The organism is Sphingobacterium sp. UBA5996, from assembly GCF_002429765.1.
Taxonomy (GTDB): Bacteria; Bacteroidota; Bacteroidia; order Sphingobacteriales; family Sphingobacteriaceae; genus Sphingobacterium.
In genome coordinates this window covers 160,735-177,598 of the sequence record NZ_DJAS01000004.1, presented here as the reverse complement: position 1 = coordinate 177,598, position 16,864 = coordinate 160,735, and the positions used below count along the sequence as shown (strand labels likewise).

Genomic DNA, 16,864 nt, shown 5'->3' with positions numbered 1-16,864 from the left:
GACATTATGAAATTTAAAAATAAAATACTGGCGGGGGCTTTGTTATTAATTTCTGCCTCAGGCATAGTTTCGTGTAATAAATATTTAGATATAAATAGTAATCCTTTGACAGCAACAAAAGTTGAGCCTAAACTTTTATTTGGATATGCTGTTACAGCTTGGGATGTAAGTAAAAATAGTGGCGATAATTATATCGCGTTGGGATTTCTGGGGCAAACACTAGCGTCAGGAGGAGATTTTTCTGATAACTGGGGATCTTCCAATTTATATAATATTAGCCCTAATTTTGTCGGAAATACCTGGAAGGTATATTACAGCACTTCAGGAAATAATCTTAAACAAGCTATACAAATTGCTGAATCATCTAGCCCAGTCCAAAACAATGCCGCAGCTCAGTGTAAGATTATATTAGCTCAATTAATGTTTGAAGCTACTACACTTTATGGGGACGTACCGTATACGGAAGCATGGAATCCAGAGAGTTTCCCATATCCAAAATATGATGCTCAAAAAGATGTTTTAGAGAATATTATAAAGCTTTTAGATGAAGCGAATGCACAAATTGATTTAAATAGTTCACTTAAAATAGCTGATTATGATGTCTTCTATAAGGGAAATTTGAATCAATGGAAAAAACTGGCAAATTCGCTTAAGTTTAAAACACTAATGGTGATGGTGGATAAAGACCCTTCAAAAGCTGATGCGATTGGAAAATTAGTATCTACGCCAGATGCAATGATAAATTCTGCATCAGATACCTGGAAGGTGCCTTATACAACAACAGTTAATAATGAAAATCCAAAATATCGATTATTTTTAGGTGAGAATCCATTCACTTACGCAAATAAGTTGGTTACTGACATAATGGTTCCAAATAATGATCCTCGATTGCCAAAATATTTCGATTTAGGGCCGGATTCCAAAACATATGTTGGTGTTTTAGCGAATGTTGATGCAGATAGTAAGACTTCTTTAATATCAAAGTATTTGTATAGGAAAGACGCACCATCTTTATTACTGTCTTATCAAGAAATGCTATTTTTGGAAGCAGAAGTTTATGCTCGCGGTCTTGGTGTTACTAAAGATTTGACAAAGGCAAATGATCTCTACAGAAAAGCTCTTCAGGCAGCTATGAATTTTTATGAAGCTGACCAGACGGCTATAGCAACGTATCTTAATTCGTTGCCAGCATTAAATGCTCTTTCTGATCCTTTAAAAGAAATTCATATTCAACAATGGGTTGATCTGATGGACAGACCGATGGAAGCCTTTGTTCAATGGAGAAGATCAGGTACTGATGGGAATGAAGTTCCAAAGATGGAGGTTCCAAAAGGTGCTACATCAGGGCCTTTGTTTAGGCGATTTCCATTATCTACTGATGAAACTGCGGCTAATCCGAATATTCCAAACCCTCAGCCCAAATACTATGATAAGGTTTGGTTTGATTTATAATAATTGAGGTAAAATTATAGGGAAAGCATTGAAAAAGTTTCAATATGAATCCCAAAATTAACTTAATAGGCTACAAAATAAGTCATTTAAGTGGTGTTTTAAGGCGATTAATTAAAATTTACGTTTTAATTAATCGCCTTTTTTATATATTATGATGACACAACAGTATCTGAGCAGTCAGGGATTCAATGGTGAGGGAACAATCAAGATGTACTACGGTAATTATCCCGGCAACAATTTTTTTGTTAATCTTAGCGGATGGGCTGATATCATTAATGCGAATTACAATCAAAACCTTACAAGTATTTATTTATACTACCCGTGGTATTATTACTATAAACTTATCGTAAATGCAAATGAGATCATATTAAATATAGATGCAGCAGAAGGTCCAGATTCGGAAAAGCAATTTATCAAAGCGCAGGCGCTAACTTTTAGGGCATATAGCTTCATGATGTTGGCTCAAATCTATGGAAATCGGTGGAGCGATTCTAATAATGGTCAAACGGGAGGTTTAGTGTTAAGAACGGATGTTTCTACTGGTGATATGCCGTTATCAACTTTGGGGCAGACCTATGATTTAATCTACAAGGATCTGAATGAAGCGATCGGATTATATGAAAAGGCTGGATTAAATCGCGAATCGGGAAAAAACTTTCAGGTAAATAAAGATGTTGCATATACTGTCTTTGCGAGAGCAGCCTTAAATAAGGAAGATTATGCTAGTGCAGAAAAGTATGCTGTTCTTGCTCGTGCAAATTATAAGCTGATGACTAATGCTGAATACAAAAGTGGATTTTACGACCCTAACGGTGAGTGGATTTGGAGCAGTTATGGTGCAGCAGATGAAACTTTGTTCTTTTATTCATTTCAATCATATATAGCTTATAATTCTAGCGCTAGTGCAGCAAGAACAACTCCAAAATGTATTAGCCGTGAATTATTTAATGAGATTCCGAAAACAGATATCAGAAGAGATCTGTTTCTTGATCCTAAAAACGATGCATATACGACTGCAACGGGTATTGCCGGTGCTGCTATGAAAGCTAGAGCTTTTCAGACATTCCCAGATTTGCAATCGACAGCCGTTCCGTATGCTTATATGAATTTCAAGTTTAAAGCTAAAGACTTACCAGGAGTTGGAAATCTAAATCATTTTAGAGCTGCTGAGATGTATCTAATAGAGGCGGAAGCAAAATACTTTCAGAATAAGCCAGCTTCCGAGATCCAATCAACTTTGAACGTTTTAAATGCTACATCTGGCAGAGATGCTAATTACAACTGTACAAAAACTGGTGTTGCATTATTAAAGGAAATTAAACTGTATCGTGCGATTGAATTTTTGGGGGGAGGATTTGACTGGTTTGATATGAAGCGATGAGGAGATCCTATTGTTCGCAATGCGTTTGCAAATGGAGGTAATTTCTTGACATCATTGGCGGTTATCATCAATCCTCAAGATAAAAATAAATGGACGTGGTCTATTCCACTTCGCGAAAGTGATTACAATAAGGGATTAGAATAGTTTTAGCTGCTAATCTTTACGATAAAATGGCCGATACAACTTGTACCGGCCATTTTATTTTGAAGATAATACGTATGACGTGGAAATATTCAATCCCATGGCTTTTAAAAGTAGGTCGTTTATTACCAAATCATTAATTTTATGTATATAAATTAATAGACTAACAATTTATTAATATTAACTTAATATTGGGAATCTATTTTTACGCCATTAAAAAGATGATGTGGTAGAAGAAGGAAAAATGATTCTATTCGTATCGTGTCATCACAAGCGAAAAGACAATTTATTTAAAATTCTCATGAAAAAAGCACTTTTACTCTTAGCTCTAATAAGTCCTGTTGCAGCGCTTGCGCAAAATAATAATGCGCCTTCTAGCTACGACCCACATGATATCAAAATCACGGGATACCTTCAGACACAGTTTCAAAAGGCGCAGTCCCCCGGAATAACTTCCTTTTCGGGAGGTGATTTTTCAAAGAATTCGGACAATAGGTTTATGATCCGCAGGGGGCGTCTTAAAATTGACCGTGTAGACACTTACTCCAGTATTGTATTCCAGTTGGATGCAACCCAGGATGGGGTACAGCTAATGGATGCATTTATCCAGTTACGACACCCTAGCCAGAAAGGCCTGAGTTTGACTGCTGGTCTTTTTAATAGACCTTTTGGATACTCCATCGTATATTCTTCAGGATATCGGGATTTCCCTGAAAGAGCACGGGTATTTCAAACGTTGATGCCTCGAGAACGTGACCTAGGGGGGATGGTTAGCTACCATCCGGGAGGTAAAGCTAAATTTCTGAACCTCGATTTAGCATTGGTTAATGGCAGTGGGCATTCCGCTAAAGATTATGATTCAAAAAAAGATCTGATCGGTAATCTAGCTTTTAAATTCGATAGTCTTGCGAATAAAAAAATCCATCTTGGATTCGGTGGTTCGTTTTATAAGGGATCTGTCCGTAACGATACCAAAACTTACTATACGGCGAACAATAATGGATATAGTGCGCATACCAGCGAAGAAAATGAGGGTAAAGCCATCGGTAGAAATTATTATGGCGCAAACTTACAACTCGAGCTTGATAACAGCTTCGGTAAGTCTAGTTTTAAAACAGAATATGTTGCTGGAGATCAGCCCGGCGTTGCAGGTGGTGTAGATATCAAAGGCCCTTATGCAAGTAGAAGTTTTACAGCACAACCGACAACCGACCTTTATCAACGTAAATTCAACGGTTACTACCTTTGGTTAACACAGGAAATTGGGTGTACAGGATTTACTGCAATGGTTGCATACGATGTATATGACCCAAATACCAAAGCAAGTGGTTCGACGATTGGCATGGCCGGTAATTTTACGGCTGATGGTGATGTCAAGTTTAGTACACTTGGCTATGGACTCGCTTATCAATTTAGCAATAGACTCAAGTTTACGGTCTATAATGAACATGTCACCAATGAAGCGACAAGTCTGCCAAACTTTTCAGCAGATCTTAAAGATGATGTATTTACGGCTAGAATGCAGTACCGTTGGTAAGCTGAAATGGATCCGAACGTGCGGTTGGATAAAAATTAATCACCACCCTATCTTTTAAGATTCGGCGAAATCATCGGATTGATTTTATGCCTGCCTGTAACCGAGCTGCTGCACTTTATGTAGCCATTTGTCACGCTGAATTGAATCCGAAGTTTTGATAATGCCTATGTAGGTGACTTTTACGGGTGATATTCCACAAAATTGCAATGTTGATTTTTTTAGTTGATTAACGCTGGGACTACCATATATCAGCGTGTAATACCAACTCGGCTGATCAAGTGTAGTAATGATTCGAGCGGATTTACCTTTTAATAATTTGTCCCAAAAAAGCGAGTTTTCACGGTATTGAAATGCCATCCCAGGTAAAAAGAGTCGATCAATAAATCCCTTCATAATGGCGGGGAGCCCACCCCACCAAACGGGATGTACCCAGACTAGATGATCGGCCCATAGGATGTCTTCCCAGGCAAGCTGTAGGTCTTGTTCAAGTTCAGTCCGTTTGCGATAACCAAATTGAAGATTTGGATTGAAGTCTAGGTCGACGATATGGATCGTTCGTATAACCGCTCCGGACGCTTCTGCACCTTTTTGATAAGCATTTGCAATGGCAAAATTGAAAGACTCCCGATTTGGGTGTCCATTGATGATGAGTATTTTTTTGTTCATGACCTTGTATTATAGCACAAAAATAGTCATACGAATACCGTTGTTATAGGACAAATGTCTAAAAAGAAATTTCGCTGCGAATACGACTTAAATGGCGTTGTGTAATGCCTAAATAAGAAGCAAGATAGTGTAAAGGAAGTTGTTGGATAAATTCAGGATGATCTTTAAGTAAATTGGCATAACGTTGTGATGCGGTTTCTTTTTGCAGTTGAAACACACGTTTTTCGAGCTCAAGATATTGTTCTTCAGCAATCATTTTAAGGTACGTTGTCCATTTTAGGTTGTTTGTAGCAAGTTTGTTAATGATATTTTTTTTGATCACCCATAGTTCAACAGGCGTAATCGCTTGCATGCTCTCTACACTTGGTCCGCCCGTAATGAACGAGGAGTAGGCCGCTATCCAAGTATTCGGAAAGCGGAAACAATACGTAATATCCTCTTTATTGACGCTACTATAAAAGGAGCGGAAAATCCCTGACTGTATGAATGCAACCTCACGACAGCGCTGATTTTCTTTAATGAAAAAGTCGTTTTTATTCAACTTTCTGTATTCGAAAAGATCGACAATTTGATTGATCTCTTCTTCCTCAAAGAGACCAATAGAGCGGAAATATGTTGCTATCATGGATTTCAAACTTAGCGAAATTACTGTCTTTATGCAAAACAGATTGAGTTTTGTTGCGAAACCTAGATATTAAATATTCATTCCACCGGACACCTCAATGCGTGCCATCGCTATCTTGTCTTCTGGATAGAAAGGAAAGATGCAACTGGATCCTTGTAAGATTCAAATTATAACGTTTATTACCTAAAATTGTTTTTCAATTCAGGTGGTAGTTCCATTGATAATGATTCTCATTTCAATGTAAATTACAATATTATATTTTGCACAATATAATTTCTTAATGTACATTTGTATGGTCAAATTAAAACAAATTAAAATATGAAAACGTTATATAACATCGGTGCGACAGCAAAAGGCGGACGAAACGGTCAGGTAAAAAGTGAAAATGGTGTATTGGACTTAGCTGTTCGTATGCCTAAAGGTCTTGGCGGGGCCAATGACGATTATGCTAATCCGGAAATGCTTTTCGCAGCAGGGTATGCGGCATGCTTTGATAGTGCTTTGAATTTGGTGATCAGATCAGAAAAGGTTAAAACAGGAGAGACATCTGTAACTGCTCATGTCAGTATAGGACAACAGGAAAATGGTGGTTTCGGTCTCGCTGCTGAACTACATGCAAATATTCCTGGTGTGAGCGTTGAAGTTGCACAGGAATTGATTGAAAAGGCGCATCAAGTCTGTCCTTATTCAAATGCAACCAGAGGGAATATAGAAGTTAAATTGACAGTATCAACTAACGAATAATAGATGAACAATTTGGCCAATGTGCTTACAGCACTTGTACTTTTAGAACATGTGTACATTGTATGGATGGAAATGTTTGCTTGGGAAACGGCTGGAAAACGCAGTTTCGGAAAAGCCCTTCCGGCTGAGCTCTTCAAACCTACTAAGGGGCTTGCTGCAAATCAAGGCTTGTATAATGGTTTTTTGGTTGCAGGCTTGGCCTGGTCGTTTTTTATCACTGATCCGGTATGGAGTGAAAATGTACGACTGTTTTTTCTAGGATGTGTTCTTGTGGCTGGAATTTTTGGCGCAATTACATCGAGCAAAAAGATATTCATTGTACAGGGGCTGCCAGCATTGTTGGCGATATTAGCTGTTATTCTCTCCAAATAAATATATAATTATATGTCATTAATAGAAGATTTAAAATGGCGTCATGCTGTAAAGGCGTATGACCCTGAAAAAAAAGTTAGTCAGGAAGATATCGATAAGATTGTGGAAGCTGCTCGTTTAGCCCCTACGTCTTCAGGCCTGCAACCATTTAAAGTGCTTGTCGTTGAGAACCAGGCATTAAAAGAGGAGTTGGCTAAGGGAGCACTAAATCCAGAGTGTATGCGGGAATGTTCGCACGTTTTGATTTTCGCTGCATGGGATCGTTATACCGCTGAGCGTATCGATCAGGTGTATGATTATACAACAGACGAACGCGATCTACCTCGAGGACGCTTTGGTTCGTACACCGATAAGTTAAAGTCGATTTATCTAAATGAAGCTGCCGAAAGAAATTTTGCGCATACAGCAAGACAAACTTATATTGCTTTAGGCTTGGCGCTAGCCCAAGCGGCTGAACTTCGCGTCGATTCTACTCCTGCGGAAGGCTTTGATAATCATATGGTGGATGAAGTATTGGAACTGGAAAAGCTCGGTTTAAAAAGTGTATCATTAATGTATGTCGGTGTAGCAGACTCCTCCCGAGATTGGATCTCAACGATGAAAAAAGTTAGAGTATCCAAAGCGGATTTTGTCGTTGAATATAAATAGATGGGCGCTGCTCGCTCAATCACTTGAAAACTCGATATCTTTGTAGGATGGACGACTTATTAAAATTAGATAAACAGCTTTGCTTTTCAGTTTACGTGCTGCATAGGGAAATTATGCAGCAATACCGAGCTATTCTTGAAGAGATCGACTTGACCTACCCACAATATATCACCATGATGGCATTATGGGAAAATGATGAGCAAACGGTAAATCAATTAGGAAGTAAGCTATTTTTAGATAATGGAACACTTACACCACTGTTGAAACGTCTCGAGGCCAAAGCCTTGCTCACCCGGACACGAAGCAAATCTGATGAGCGGGTGGTAAAAATCAAACTAACGAAGCAAGGATTGCTGCTGAAAGAAAAAGCGAGTTGCATTCCTATGCAGATTTTTCAAACGTTAAACCTTGAGTATGATGATATGGTCCAGCTCAAGTCATTAGCTGATAAAATCGTAAATAATTCGGGTAAACGCTAGGAGTTTTTCATATGGAATAAGCAAGGACTGGACGAGATATAATTTCGTTCTGTTCTTGCTTATTTTACTTTAAAGCGTACTTGAAAATGGAAGTCCTTACTATGTGGCAACTACCACAGATTTCGAGTGCTCCAAGTTTATTTTTGCTGAAATTGGCTATTTTGCTTGAAATGGCTATAAACCTGTTGTATGCCTACAAGATATTTTTCAGTTTAATATATTGCAGCAACATAATAGTTTTTCCATCTTTGATTTCTCCTGTATCAATCATATGTAAAGCATCCTGAATTTTAATTTCAAGGATCTCTATATGCTCTTCTTCTTCCTCCAGTCCCCCTCCATCGCTAACTTTCATGTTGGTTGTATACTCTGCTATAAAAAAATGCAATATCTCGGTTACTGACCCGGGGGACATGTAGGCCTCAAATATCTTTTGTGCTTCCTTGATCTGGTAGCCCGTTTCTTCTTCTGTTTCTCTACGGATGCAATCTTGCGGTGAATCTTGGTCAAGTAATCCTGCGCATGCTTCTATCAGCATACCCGATTCGTTGCCATTGATGTAAGTTGGTATTCGAAATTGTCTGGTCAATATTACGGTCTGGGAACTGATGTTATAAAGCAGAATAACCGCGCCATTACCACGGTCATAAGCTTCCCTACTTTGTTGCTGTACTGTACCGTCGGGTTTGCTGTATTGATAGGTTACTTTCTTTAGCGTGTACCAATTATCTGATAATATCTCGGTTTTTATAATTTCAATATCTTTTATTGCCATTTTTAGTGTGTTAAAGTCAAATAGTAAAAATAAAGATTGCAATCCGTATGAAGTAGGGAAAACCAAAGATGCTTTGATATCTTTCGTTGGTTTCTATGGCGCTATTTAATGGACTTTATTTGAGACCATTTTCCAATACCTTTTTATCGATCGTGAACTCACGATAGCCAAATGCACCAGACTTGTAGCCAATAACGGCACCGAACTCAATATTTTTTGAGGAAGCTATCTTTGGGAATACAGAAGAGCGGTATACATTAGCGGAAGCTAAAGGTTTTTCAAAGACCCGAAAGTGTATGCCATCCTTTGAATATGCTAGGTAATTCATATCTGAGGTGAATCGGTCTACATTTCCGATTGCCAGACATAAGAAATAATATCCATCGATATAAGAGCCTTGTAAATGCCAAGTTGAATATCCCTTACTAAACTCGAGCCAAGGTTTGTTGATAAATTCAATCTTTTTGCTATTCCGATAAGTGGTAAAGTCTAATCCATTTGTAGAAACACGCGATAGGATATTCGTTATAATAGGAGTTTTATAACTCGGCATGAAATCTACTTCGTAGCTTGTTGTTACATTGGCGGAATTTTTTACAAAGGTTGGAGATAGGATGTGGTTGTCTTGAAAGGCTGCGGGTTCATTACTATTATAAACGAGTTCCAGGGGAGTCCAGTCAATCCCATTTTTCGATGTTTGCCTTACAATAACACGTTCAGCTTCTTCGTTTAATTTCCTATTATTATTGTCGCTTTTTGCGCCCCATCTTTTCAGAATTTTGCTGGAGAAAAAGCATCCCCTATAATAGAGCTCAAATTCCTTTCCGTTGAAATTCCAATCAACATCAGACCAATAGCCTTGATTTGGACTACCATCTTTTTGGATGAAAGACTCCTCTAATGGTGGTCGGCGTTGAATAGGATTGATCATCCCAGCTGGTGTAATCCATTCTTTTCCGTCGTTGGATGCAACTATAGTCGGGTTTTCGTAAAGTGAGGCTGTTCTGTCTGAGCCTATGATTCCGAAATAAGGCGTGAATACCATCCAATATTTGTATCCGTTGAAACCCTTTGGAAAATACTCCACATCGGGATGGCAATAACTCGCGTTATTTCCAGAAATATCGCGTACCAAAGATGGTCGCTCTTCACCAGGTTCATTTGCATTGGCAATTGCACTAATTTTTATACTAGCAATATCAGTTGTAAAATCTGCTGGGACTGGTAGTTTATCTCTTTCTGTGATCTCAGGATCGGGCGGTACAATACCTGGGTGAATATCTCTCTTACAACTAACAAATAATGTTAGGCCCAAAAAGAAATAGGCAATTCTTTGAAACGACATAGAGAGTTCTTAAAAATAAATATCGACGGTTAAGATGTTATGGCCTTACGGTTCCTTTAAATTGCAGGAACTAAAAGCAAAAGTGATTTATTTTTTTTATTTCTCAAAATCAATCTGAAAATATTATTCTATGTTTCTATTGTTTGTTATTCTCTACTGGAAAGCTCGTATCTTTTTCTCACTGCTGCTAATACTTTTTTATAATATTTAGTCTTATCGGCTTCGTCAATTACAATAATCTCGACATCATGTGCCTGAAGTAACTGCATCTTATCCTTGGAAAGCGAATACCATTTTTTTGATGTATAATAAAATAATTGATTTTTAATAAAGCTACTCCGTTTATAATACTTATTACGTGCACGATACGTTAATAGCCACCAAAGATCGATTTCCACAAGATCTAGAGAGAGACCAAAGATGTGGATATCTTGCGTAAAAAATAGATCAATCCACGATTGTAGCTTGGTTCCTTTTTTCTGATTCAACCTTTTCATCAAGGAATCTTTGTAGACAGTTTCTGAACTGTAATTTGTTCCATTAACGACATAATCCCTCATTTTTTGCAATTGACCACAATAATGCTCATAACCGAGATTAATGGAAGAGGGATTTAGACAGTCACCATGAATATGCCAATAGGTTTTATGCTCACTTTCATGCCTGCGAAAGATGCTGTAGGTTGTTTCGCGGATTAAACCAGTATTACGTGTGCTGATTTGACCTTCTAAACTAAAATCATAATTTGTGGTTATGATGTTTTCGATTGGTATCTCCCGAATTAACTGGTGTATTTCGTTTTGCTTGATCTGCGAAACACAATCGGAGATATAACTTTTAAGTTCCCTCTCGTTAATGTGCTGCTTTTTGATTGCGCCAAGGAATATTTCCTCATATAACATGGGGAAGGGTTTGAGTCCATTTTCTAATGAACTGACCTTATATTTCTCTTTAATATTAGTTAATAAATCGCTCCAGCTGATTCCGGGTGAGATATTATTGATGTCATTCCCAACGAGTAAAGTAAACTTATTCATCATTATATAAATCAAGCGCCATCCACGTATAACCTTGAAGACGATGCCTAATAATCGCATAATTTGTTATTTGATCACCTGTAGCATACAGGTCAATCCAATACTAAAATAATAAATTAAATCCTGAAGGAATATAGTGTACGTTTTTTTTAGTGCGGATCTTGTTGGCTCTTAATCTGGAGATCTTGACATGTTTATATTCATTAAATGCAAGAATATTGTCCGCTAGTGTTTTTAGGTGAGCTTTCTTGCATAATGCTTTCACCGATAGTCATGCTTTAATTAGCACGATATGGGTTATGGAATATTAACTGAATATAATTAGCGGGCACTGGCGTTATTCTGCTTATAATTATCAAAAAAGGCTAGGCGAACCAACTTCCTAGCCTTAACGGTATAACTCATCCTATGCTATAACAAACAAATAACAAAGGAGAGAAGGAAATGTTTGATGGCCAGATTACACTCCGGTATGAGACTTTAACAATGTGATCGTTATTAGCACACACCATTTATTGTTACGGTGTTTTTCCAAAATAGTCGGTAAGTGCAACGTACCGACTACATTAATCTGTTATTCCGTGTTTTAATAGCTGACTGCCTTTAAATTTGTAGTGTAGAGAAAGCTAAAATGCTTTCATTGATCACATTTGATTCGATGCTTATGAAAGCTCGGAGTAATCTAAATACAAACATAAAAGAACTAATTAATAAGGATAAAAGCTATGGAAATTAAAGAAAACAAGCTGTTAGGTGTTTCATATAGAGATACGCCCAATAAAGGTGGTATTATCAAACCTGTTTATATCATCATGCATTATGATGGTGCGCCCAACTCGACTAGTGCTATAGACTGGTTGACAGATTCGCGAAGTAAAGTGTCTGCGCATCTGCATATAAGTCGTACTGGTGTTGTAACCCAAATGGCCCCGTTTAATGTCAGATGCTGGCATGCAGGTTCTAGTACATGGGCGGGGCTAAAGGGGTTGAATACCTATAGTATAGGTATAGAGTTACAGAATAAAGGTCATGAAATCTATACCGAAAAGCAAATCAGTATTGCGCTTGAAGTGTGTCAGGCACTTATCGGTCACTATCCGATTCGGGATATTTTGGGGCATTCAGATATCGCTCCCGGAAGAAAAGAGGATCCAGGGCGACAGTTTCCCTGGGAGAAATTTAAATCATTAATAAAAGGGGATTGGAATGGACTTACTTGAAATTTTGGAAAAGTTGATTATACCCGTGGCTACTGCTGTTGGAGGATATTTCGTCGGAAAGCCCAAAGAGCAAGCTCAAGTGGAAGCTACAAATGTTGAAAATGCTGGAAAGGTGATCGAGAAATGGGAAGGATATTCGAATAGATTAGCGAAGGATATTGAGCAACTTCGCGCGATTATTGAAGATCTTAATGAAGCGCTACGTCTAGCAAATGATGAACGTATGGCGTGCATAAGGACATTAGCCGATTTGCAAAAAAAATATGATGACCTCATGATACTTTACAATAAGTTACAAATGGAATTAAAGCAGATCAAAAAAGCAAAACTTAGTACAGGCAATGAATAAGTTGTTTGAATCTACATCCAAAGAATAGTCCTTGAGTATTTTTTATCAAGGACTATCTATATGGTTCAATAAGAAGAAGACGAATTTTATCAATAAGTTTAAGATGGACGTGAAATAAATCAATAGTCTTTATTGAAACGCGCATCAATAAGGTAATAATTGGCAATCTGCTTGATCTCCATTTTGAAGTCCCGGTAAAGATCAAATTGGTTGCATGCGCAGATGATGGATTTCTGTAAAATGTCATTATTTATTTTCAAACACGGTCCTAATTCTTTATAAATGGTGCTTTTAACCTTTGTTTTTAGATTAGTTAATTTTTCAGGTTGAAAAATGCGTAAAACAACCGCTATAGCTTTGTAACGATGCTGAATATCGCTATAATTGATATATTCTCCCATGATTTGTTGAATTGGGATGCCTGCGAATTTGCAATAGCAGTCTATCACTTTACTGATTTTAGAAAGATCAGGTTCATAAATCTTATCAATGGATTTTAGTATTTCGGGATGGTTTTCCTTTAAGAAACTCATCATAAATGAATAATATAATGTGTTCATGTGTTGTGAGCTATTTTTTACGTGTTAAATATAGTGTTGCCTCTGTTCTTAAAATCTTATTTTATTTGCGCGGCTTATTAACATCTGTATATTAGCCGCTAATCAATTTATTTGTTAAACAAAGTTAAACTAAATTGTTAATCATTAGGTGTTTTTTTTTGATAAATTTTCATGTTATTGAAAAATAATAAACTTATTTGTTTAGTTCTAATAGTCTTATAATCAATTGTTTTTATTTTTTTTAATTGTTCTGTTTGTTTAGGTTTGATAAGTTGTGTAACTTTGTGTCAGAATGTTATGTTTTTGTGTAACATTTCTTAAGTACAGTATCAACTATGGAGACTTATTCAAATAATAATTTTGAAGTTTTGCGCCTGGAAATGCGTGTCACAAACCGTGAATTTGCGTCGTTATTAGGTGTCCGCGAGCAGGTCTATTCGCGTATTAAAAAAGGTGAGTATCCTATTGGGCTTACGATGAAAACACGAATTCAGAAGGCTTTTCCGCATGTTCAATATGACTGGCTGTTGTATGGAAAAGGGGATAGGCTAGCGACTGTCGCTCCAGTTCAGTCTGACACTATGGCGATGGTCAGTGTGGGAAATGGAAAATCAATAGGGTACTTTTCGGACGATATTAAGTTTATCGATGAAAACAAGAACAATATATTTTTTGAAGTTTCCCCTGGAAGATATTTGATGCAGACAAAACTTGTTACTGAGAAAGCGAAAGCCGGTTATTTATCGGGCTTTTCCGATCCCGAATATATGGACGACTTACCTGCCCATTTTATTACAGTCAATGAGTTTCATAAGGGAGCTTATCGTTCTTTTCAAGTTAGTGGTGACAGTATGACCGATGGTACGGATGCAAGTGTATTGGATGGCGATATTGTTACGGGGCGTTTGATAAAGCCAGAGTTATGGCAATCCAAATTTCATACACATAAATATCGTTATTGGGTAATAGTGCATAAGTTTGAGGGTGTTATTATAAAAGAAATCGCTCATCACAATGTAAACAACGGAATTCTTACGCTTAGATCACTTAACTCGGATAAAAAAAGATATCCTGATTTTGATGTAAGTTTGGATGACGTTGACCAAATTTTCAACGTTGTAGATATTAGTCGCTCTTTATAAGTGCATTAGTTTTAAGGTATTTTTTGGATTTTAAGGTGGATGGACGTTTTATATTTCATTGCTAAAAAATATAGAAATTAAAGCTAATTATGTTAGTTTTAATTTCTATATTTGATCTTAAATTGAACGTCTACGGTCATGTTGCTGTGTGCTATTTTGGCGCTTCTAGTATATATACATGCATCCGGATAGACCGTTAGCATAGCAAGGATATAGGTTGCTCATTATTCAAGCCTGCCCGTAGCGTTCAATTCAAATAGAAGACCGTTATTAAGTTTAGGTTGCTTATGTTTTCGATTGATAAAATGAGCTTATCTTTTGGATTATAGCGGCTATCATTTTTAATTTTTGACAAAACTAACGTCGGTTATTTTATAATTAAAGTTGTCCTTTTCTCGCTCATTTTCTGGCTTCTCTAATTCGCTGTAACGTACTGTACCTTTCATTTTAAATGTTGTATGCGAATCTAGATTGATTTTCTCTCCATTGTCGTCAAATACATAGAAGTTCTTGAGCGTATAATTTTTTTGGTCCGCAGGGATATCAAATAACACACTATTCTTTTCTGTGCCAACAGGTAAAATCACATTGATTACTGTAAATTTTTCTGAACTGAAAGCATGAGATTTAACAACAAAATTCATTTCCATCGTTTTCGATTTGCCAGATGAAAAGGTGAAAGACGGTGCATCAAATTCTCCAACTAACGCAATGGTCTTGTCTTGGTTGTCGTAGTTAGATTCAATAGCTTTTACCGTATCGACAGAGTCGCCATTACAAGATGTAAATAGTGTTAAGCTACAAGATGTTAACAATAATGCTGAAAATAAATGTTTTGTTTTCATGATAAAAATCTATTAATTGAATACATTGTTATTAGTCCGCTTAGCCATACTGAATAGCACTATATATATGATGTAGGAAGGTTTGATGATTCAATATTGTCCACTCCATTCCTCCTAGCTTTAGCTTTCATTCAGTAGGGTTCTCTTTATTATTTTGTATAAAAGTAATGCATGGATAAATATATCTTAAGGTAGATTTAAATTCGTAAGGAATGAATTTAAATTCGCATTCACATAATTATTTTTCGTTTGAAAATGAAGGTATGTGTACAAATCGATTGATGGTTAGTCCTTATAGAAAGTCTATAGGGTTTTTTGGTTTAGTTAGCTGTTGACAATTAATATTTTGAGGATTTGTTACCGTGGTGAATAACTTTGATTAAATGCTAGCTTGCTATCCCATTACTGCGCTCTGCATTGATCTGCCAGTTTAGTTTGTTGTCTCTCTATATATTTGGACTGTGCCCGACGTTTAAAAGCGTACTTAGCAATTCTCTGGCCGCGGCACTTCCGGCTCGGTTTGCGCCAATAGTGGATGCTGATGGGCCATAACCCACGAGGTGAATTCTGGGCTCTTTGGCTACCATGGTAGCGAGTCTGCCTGTCATTTGGATTCCGCCTTGGACTTCTTTTGGCAGAACGGCATCGAGATGGCTCAATGAGCTTTTGAAGCCCGTATTCCAAAGAATTACATCTGCTTTTTGCTCTATTCCGTTGTCCCATTTGATTCCCTTTTCTGTTATTTCCTTAAACATCGGAAAACGTTTAAGAACTCCACGCTGTTCCATCTTTTGAATTTCACTAGTATAGGGAAGGCCTGTCACCGCCACTACAGACAAAGGCGGTAGTCCTTGCCTTACACGCTCTTCCACCATCGCAACAGCATGATGACCTGCCATATCATCGAAAGGTCCTTCTCTGAACAAAGGTGGTCGACGTGTAACCCAGGTCGTTGTCGTTATTTGGGAGATTTGGTCCAGTAATTGAATGGCAGAAATGCCGCCTCCAACAACAATCATAAAATAGTCTGCAGTTTTAAAATCCTTTGTATGAAGTTGTTCTCCCTGAAATAAAGCTGCGCCGGGATAGTCCGGAATGTATGGGTTTTCCCATGTACCTGTAGCGTTTATAATGCCTAGAGCTGAGAAAAGCTCGTTATTTGTGTCGATGTGAAAACGATTATGGTGTGCATAGACTTTGTCTACTTTAACTGGCCGATATACCTTAAGCGCAAATTTCTTCTCATAAAGCTCAAAATAATGGGGGACGGCAGTGTTTGCTTGGACCTCCGTGTCGCTTGTGGATAGCGTTTCTTCGAACGACATACCAGGCAAATCGTGTATTTTATTAATAGTGCTTAAGGTGAGCGAATCCCAACGGAATTGCCAGGCCCCACCTGGGCTAGGGGCTTCATCTAAGATAATAAAGTCTTTCCCGATTGTCAGTCCCATTCTTTTTAAATGATATGCAGCGGAAAGCCCAGCTTGTCCCGCACCTATTACAGCAATTTTTGTTTTGTACCGAATATTCTTTATCATGAGTTCAG

Annotated in this window: 18 protein-coding genes; 10 read left to right on the top strand and 8 right to left on the bottom strand. The window is 37.5% G+C overall.

Going from position 1 to position 16,864, the window contains the following annotated elements; genetic code table 11:
- Positions 1-6: 6 nt before the first annotated feature.
- From B3E00_RS03740 to B3E00_RS03730, 3 genes are all read left to right on the top strand, one after another.
- Positions 7-1,452, top strand: a complete 1,446-nt coding sequence (locus B3E00_RS03740) for a SusD/RagB family nutrient-binding outer membrane lipoprotein (RefSeq protein ID WP_293937023.1) — start codon at positions 7-9, stop codon at positions 1,450-1,452.
- 151 nt (positions 1,453-1,603) lie between these two features.
- Positions 1,604-2,833 (top strand): RagB/SusD family nutrient uptake outer membrane protein, encoded by a 1,230-nt coding sequence (locus B3E00_RS03735; protein WP_293937020.1) that lies wholly within the window; start codon positions 1,604-1,606, stop codon positions 2,831-2,833.
- A 442-nt stretch (positions 2,834-3,275) separates the two neighbouring features.
- On the top strand, positions 3,276-4,511 hold the full coding sequence (locus B3E00_RS03730; RefSeq protein WP_293937018.1) for a porin: 1,236 nt from the start codon (positions 3,276-3,278) through the stop codon (positions 4,509-4,511).
- 84 nt (positions 4,512-4,595) lie between these two features.
- Here B3E00_RS03730 and B3E00_RS03725 read toward each other — a convergent pair whose 3' ends face one another.
- Together B3E00_RS03725 and B3E00_RS03720 are read right to left on the bottom strand one after the other, a co-directional pair.
- The gene (locus B3E00_RS03725) at positions 4,596-5,177 is read right to left on the bottom strand and encodes an NAD(P)H-dependent oxidoreductase (RefSeq protein ID WP_293937015.1); all 582 of its coding nucleotides are present in this window, start codon (positions 5,175-5,177) and stop codon (positions 4,596-4,598) included.
- Positions 5,178-5,235: 58 nt separating this feature from the next.
- Positions 5,236-5,802 (bottom strand): Crp/Fnr family transcriptional regulator, encoded by a 567-nt coding sequence (locus B3E00_RS03720; protein WP_293937012.1) that lies wholly within the window; start codon positions 5,800-5,802, stop codon positions 5,236-5,238.
- A gap of 318 nt (positions 5,803-6,120) precedes the next feature.
- Here B3E00_RS03720 and B3E00_RS03715 point away from each other — a divergent pair, with 318 nt between their 5' ends.
- From B3E00_RS03715 to B3E00_RS03700, 4 genes are read left to right on the top strand one after another with little or no spacing between them, the layout of a single operon-like run.
- Complete coding sequence (locus B3E00_RS03715) at positions 6,121-6,546, top strand: organic hydroperoxide resistance protein (protein WP_293937010.1); 426 nt, start codon at positions 6,121-6,123, stop codon at positions 6,544-6,546.
- A 3-nt stretch (positions 6,547-6,549) separates the two neighbouring features.
- The gene (locus B3E00_RS03710; protein ID WP_293937007.1) at positions 6,550-6,918 is read left to right on the top strand and encodes a DUF1304 domain-containing protein; all 369 of its coding nucleotides are present in this window, start codon (positions 6,550-6,552) and stop codon (positions 6,916-6,918) included.
- Positions 6,919-6,930: 12 nt separating this feature from the next.
- On the top strand, positions 6,931-7,566 hold the full coding sequence (locus tag B3E00_RS03705) for a nitroreductase family protein (protein ID WP_293937004.1): 636 nt from the start codon (positions 6,931-6,933) through the stop codon (positions 7,564-7,566).
- Between the two features lie 47 nt (positions 7,567-7,613).
- Positions 7,614-8,045 carry a MarR family winged helix-turn-helix transcriptional regulator gene (locus B3E00_RS03700; protein ID WP_209576537.1) on the top strand — a complete coding sequence of 144 codons (432 nt, stop codon included), beginning with the start codon at positions 7,614-7,616 and terminating at the stop codon, positions 8,043-8,045.
- 193 nt (positions 8,046-8,238) lie between these two features.
- Here the strand turns inward: B3E00_RS03700 and nudK are convergent, their stop codons facing one another.
- The 3 genes from nudK to B3E00_RS03685 all read right to left on the bottom strand — a co-directional run bounded on the left by nudK (position 8,239) and on the right by B3E00_RS03685 (position 11,262).
- Positions 8,239-8,820: a GDP-mannose pyrophosphatase NudK gene (gene nudK, locus B3E00_RS03695; RefSeq protein ID WP_293937002.1), complete on the bottom strand. Its 582-nt coding sequence runs from the start codon at positions 8,818-8,820 to the stop codon at positions 8,239-8,241.
- Between the two features lie 115 nt (positions 8,821-8,935).
- The gene (locus tag B3E00_RS03690) at positions 8,936-10,165 is read right to left on the bottom strand and encodes a hypothetical protein (RefSeq protein WP_293937000.1); all 1,230 of its coding nucleotides are present in this window, start codon (positions 10,163-10,165) and stop codon (positions 8,936-8,938) included.
- 146 nt (positions 10,166-10,311) lie between these two features.
- On the bottom strand, positions 10,312-11,262 hold the full coding sequence (locus B3E00_RS03685; protein ID WP_293936998.1) for an SIR2 family protein: 951 nt from the start codon (positions 11,260-11,262) through the stop codon (positions 10,312-10,314).
- A gap of 665 nt (positions 11,263-11,927) precedes the next feature.
- On the opposite strand from B3E00_RS03685, the gene B3E00_RS03680 reads away from it, so the two are divergent.
- Positions 11,928-12,422: an N-acetylmuramoyl-L-alanine amidase gene (locus B3E00_RS03680; protein ID WP_293936995.1), complete on the top strand. Its 495-nt coding sequence runs from the start codon at positions 11,928-11,930 to the stop codon at positions 12,420-12,422.
- A complete protein-coding gene (locus B3E00_RS03675) occupies positions 12,409-12,771 on the top strand; it encodes a hypothetical protein (RefSeq protein WP_293936993.1) in 363 nt (120 codons plus the stop codon). The genes B3E00_RS03680 and B3E00_RS03675 overlap by 14 nt, the downstream gene beginning before the upstream one ends.
- A gap of 119 nt (positions 12,772-12,890) precedes the next feature.
- On the opposite strand, the gene B3E00_RS03670 is transcribed toward B3E00_RS03675, so the two are convergent.
- Positions 12,891-13,331 carry a hypothetical protein gene (locus tag B3E00_RS03670; RefSeq protein WP_209576528.1) on the bottom strand — a complete coding sequence of 147 codons (441 nt, stop codon included), beginning with the start codon at positions 13,329-13,331 and terminating at the stop codon, positions 12,891-12,893.
- 335 nt (positions 13,332-13,666) lie between these two features.
- Here B3E00_RS03670 and B3E00_RS03665 point away from each other — a divergent pair, with 335 nt between their 5' ends.
- On the top strand, positions 13,667-14,473 hold the full coding sequence (locus B3E00_RS03665) for a hypothetical protein (protein ID WP_209576526.1): 807 nt from the start codon (positions 13,667-13,669) through the stop codon (positions 14,471-14,473).
- Positions 14,474-14,814: 341 nt separating this feature from the next.
- Here the strand turns inward: B3E00_RS03665 and B3E00_RS03660 are convergent, their stop codons facing one another.
- Together B3E00_RS03660 and B3E00_RS03655 are read right to left on the bottom strand one after the other, a co-directional pair.
- Positions 14,815-15,318 carry a hypothetical protein gene (locus B3E00_RS03660; RefSeq protein ID WP_293885379.1) on the bottom strand — a complete coding sequence of 168 codons (504 nt, stop codon included), beginning with the start codon at positions 15,316-15,318 and terminating at the stop codon, positions 14,815-14,817.
- Between the two features lie 446 nt (positions 15,319-15,764).
- Positions 15,765-16,856, bottom strand: coding sequence for an NAD(P)-binding domain-containing protein (locus B3E00_RS03655; RefSeq protein WP_293936989.1), 1,092 nt, complete (start codon positions 16,854-16,856; stop codon positions 15,765-15,767).
- Positions 16,857-16,864: the final 8 nt, after the last annotated feature.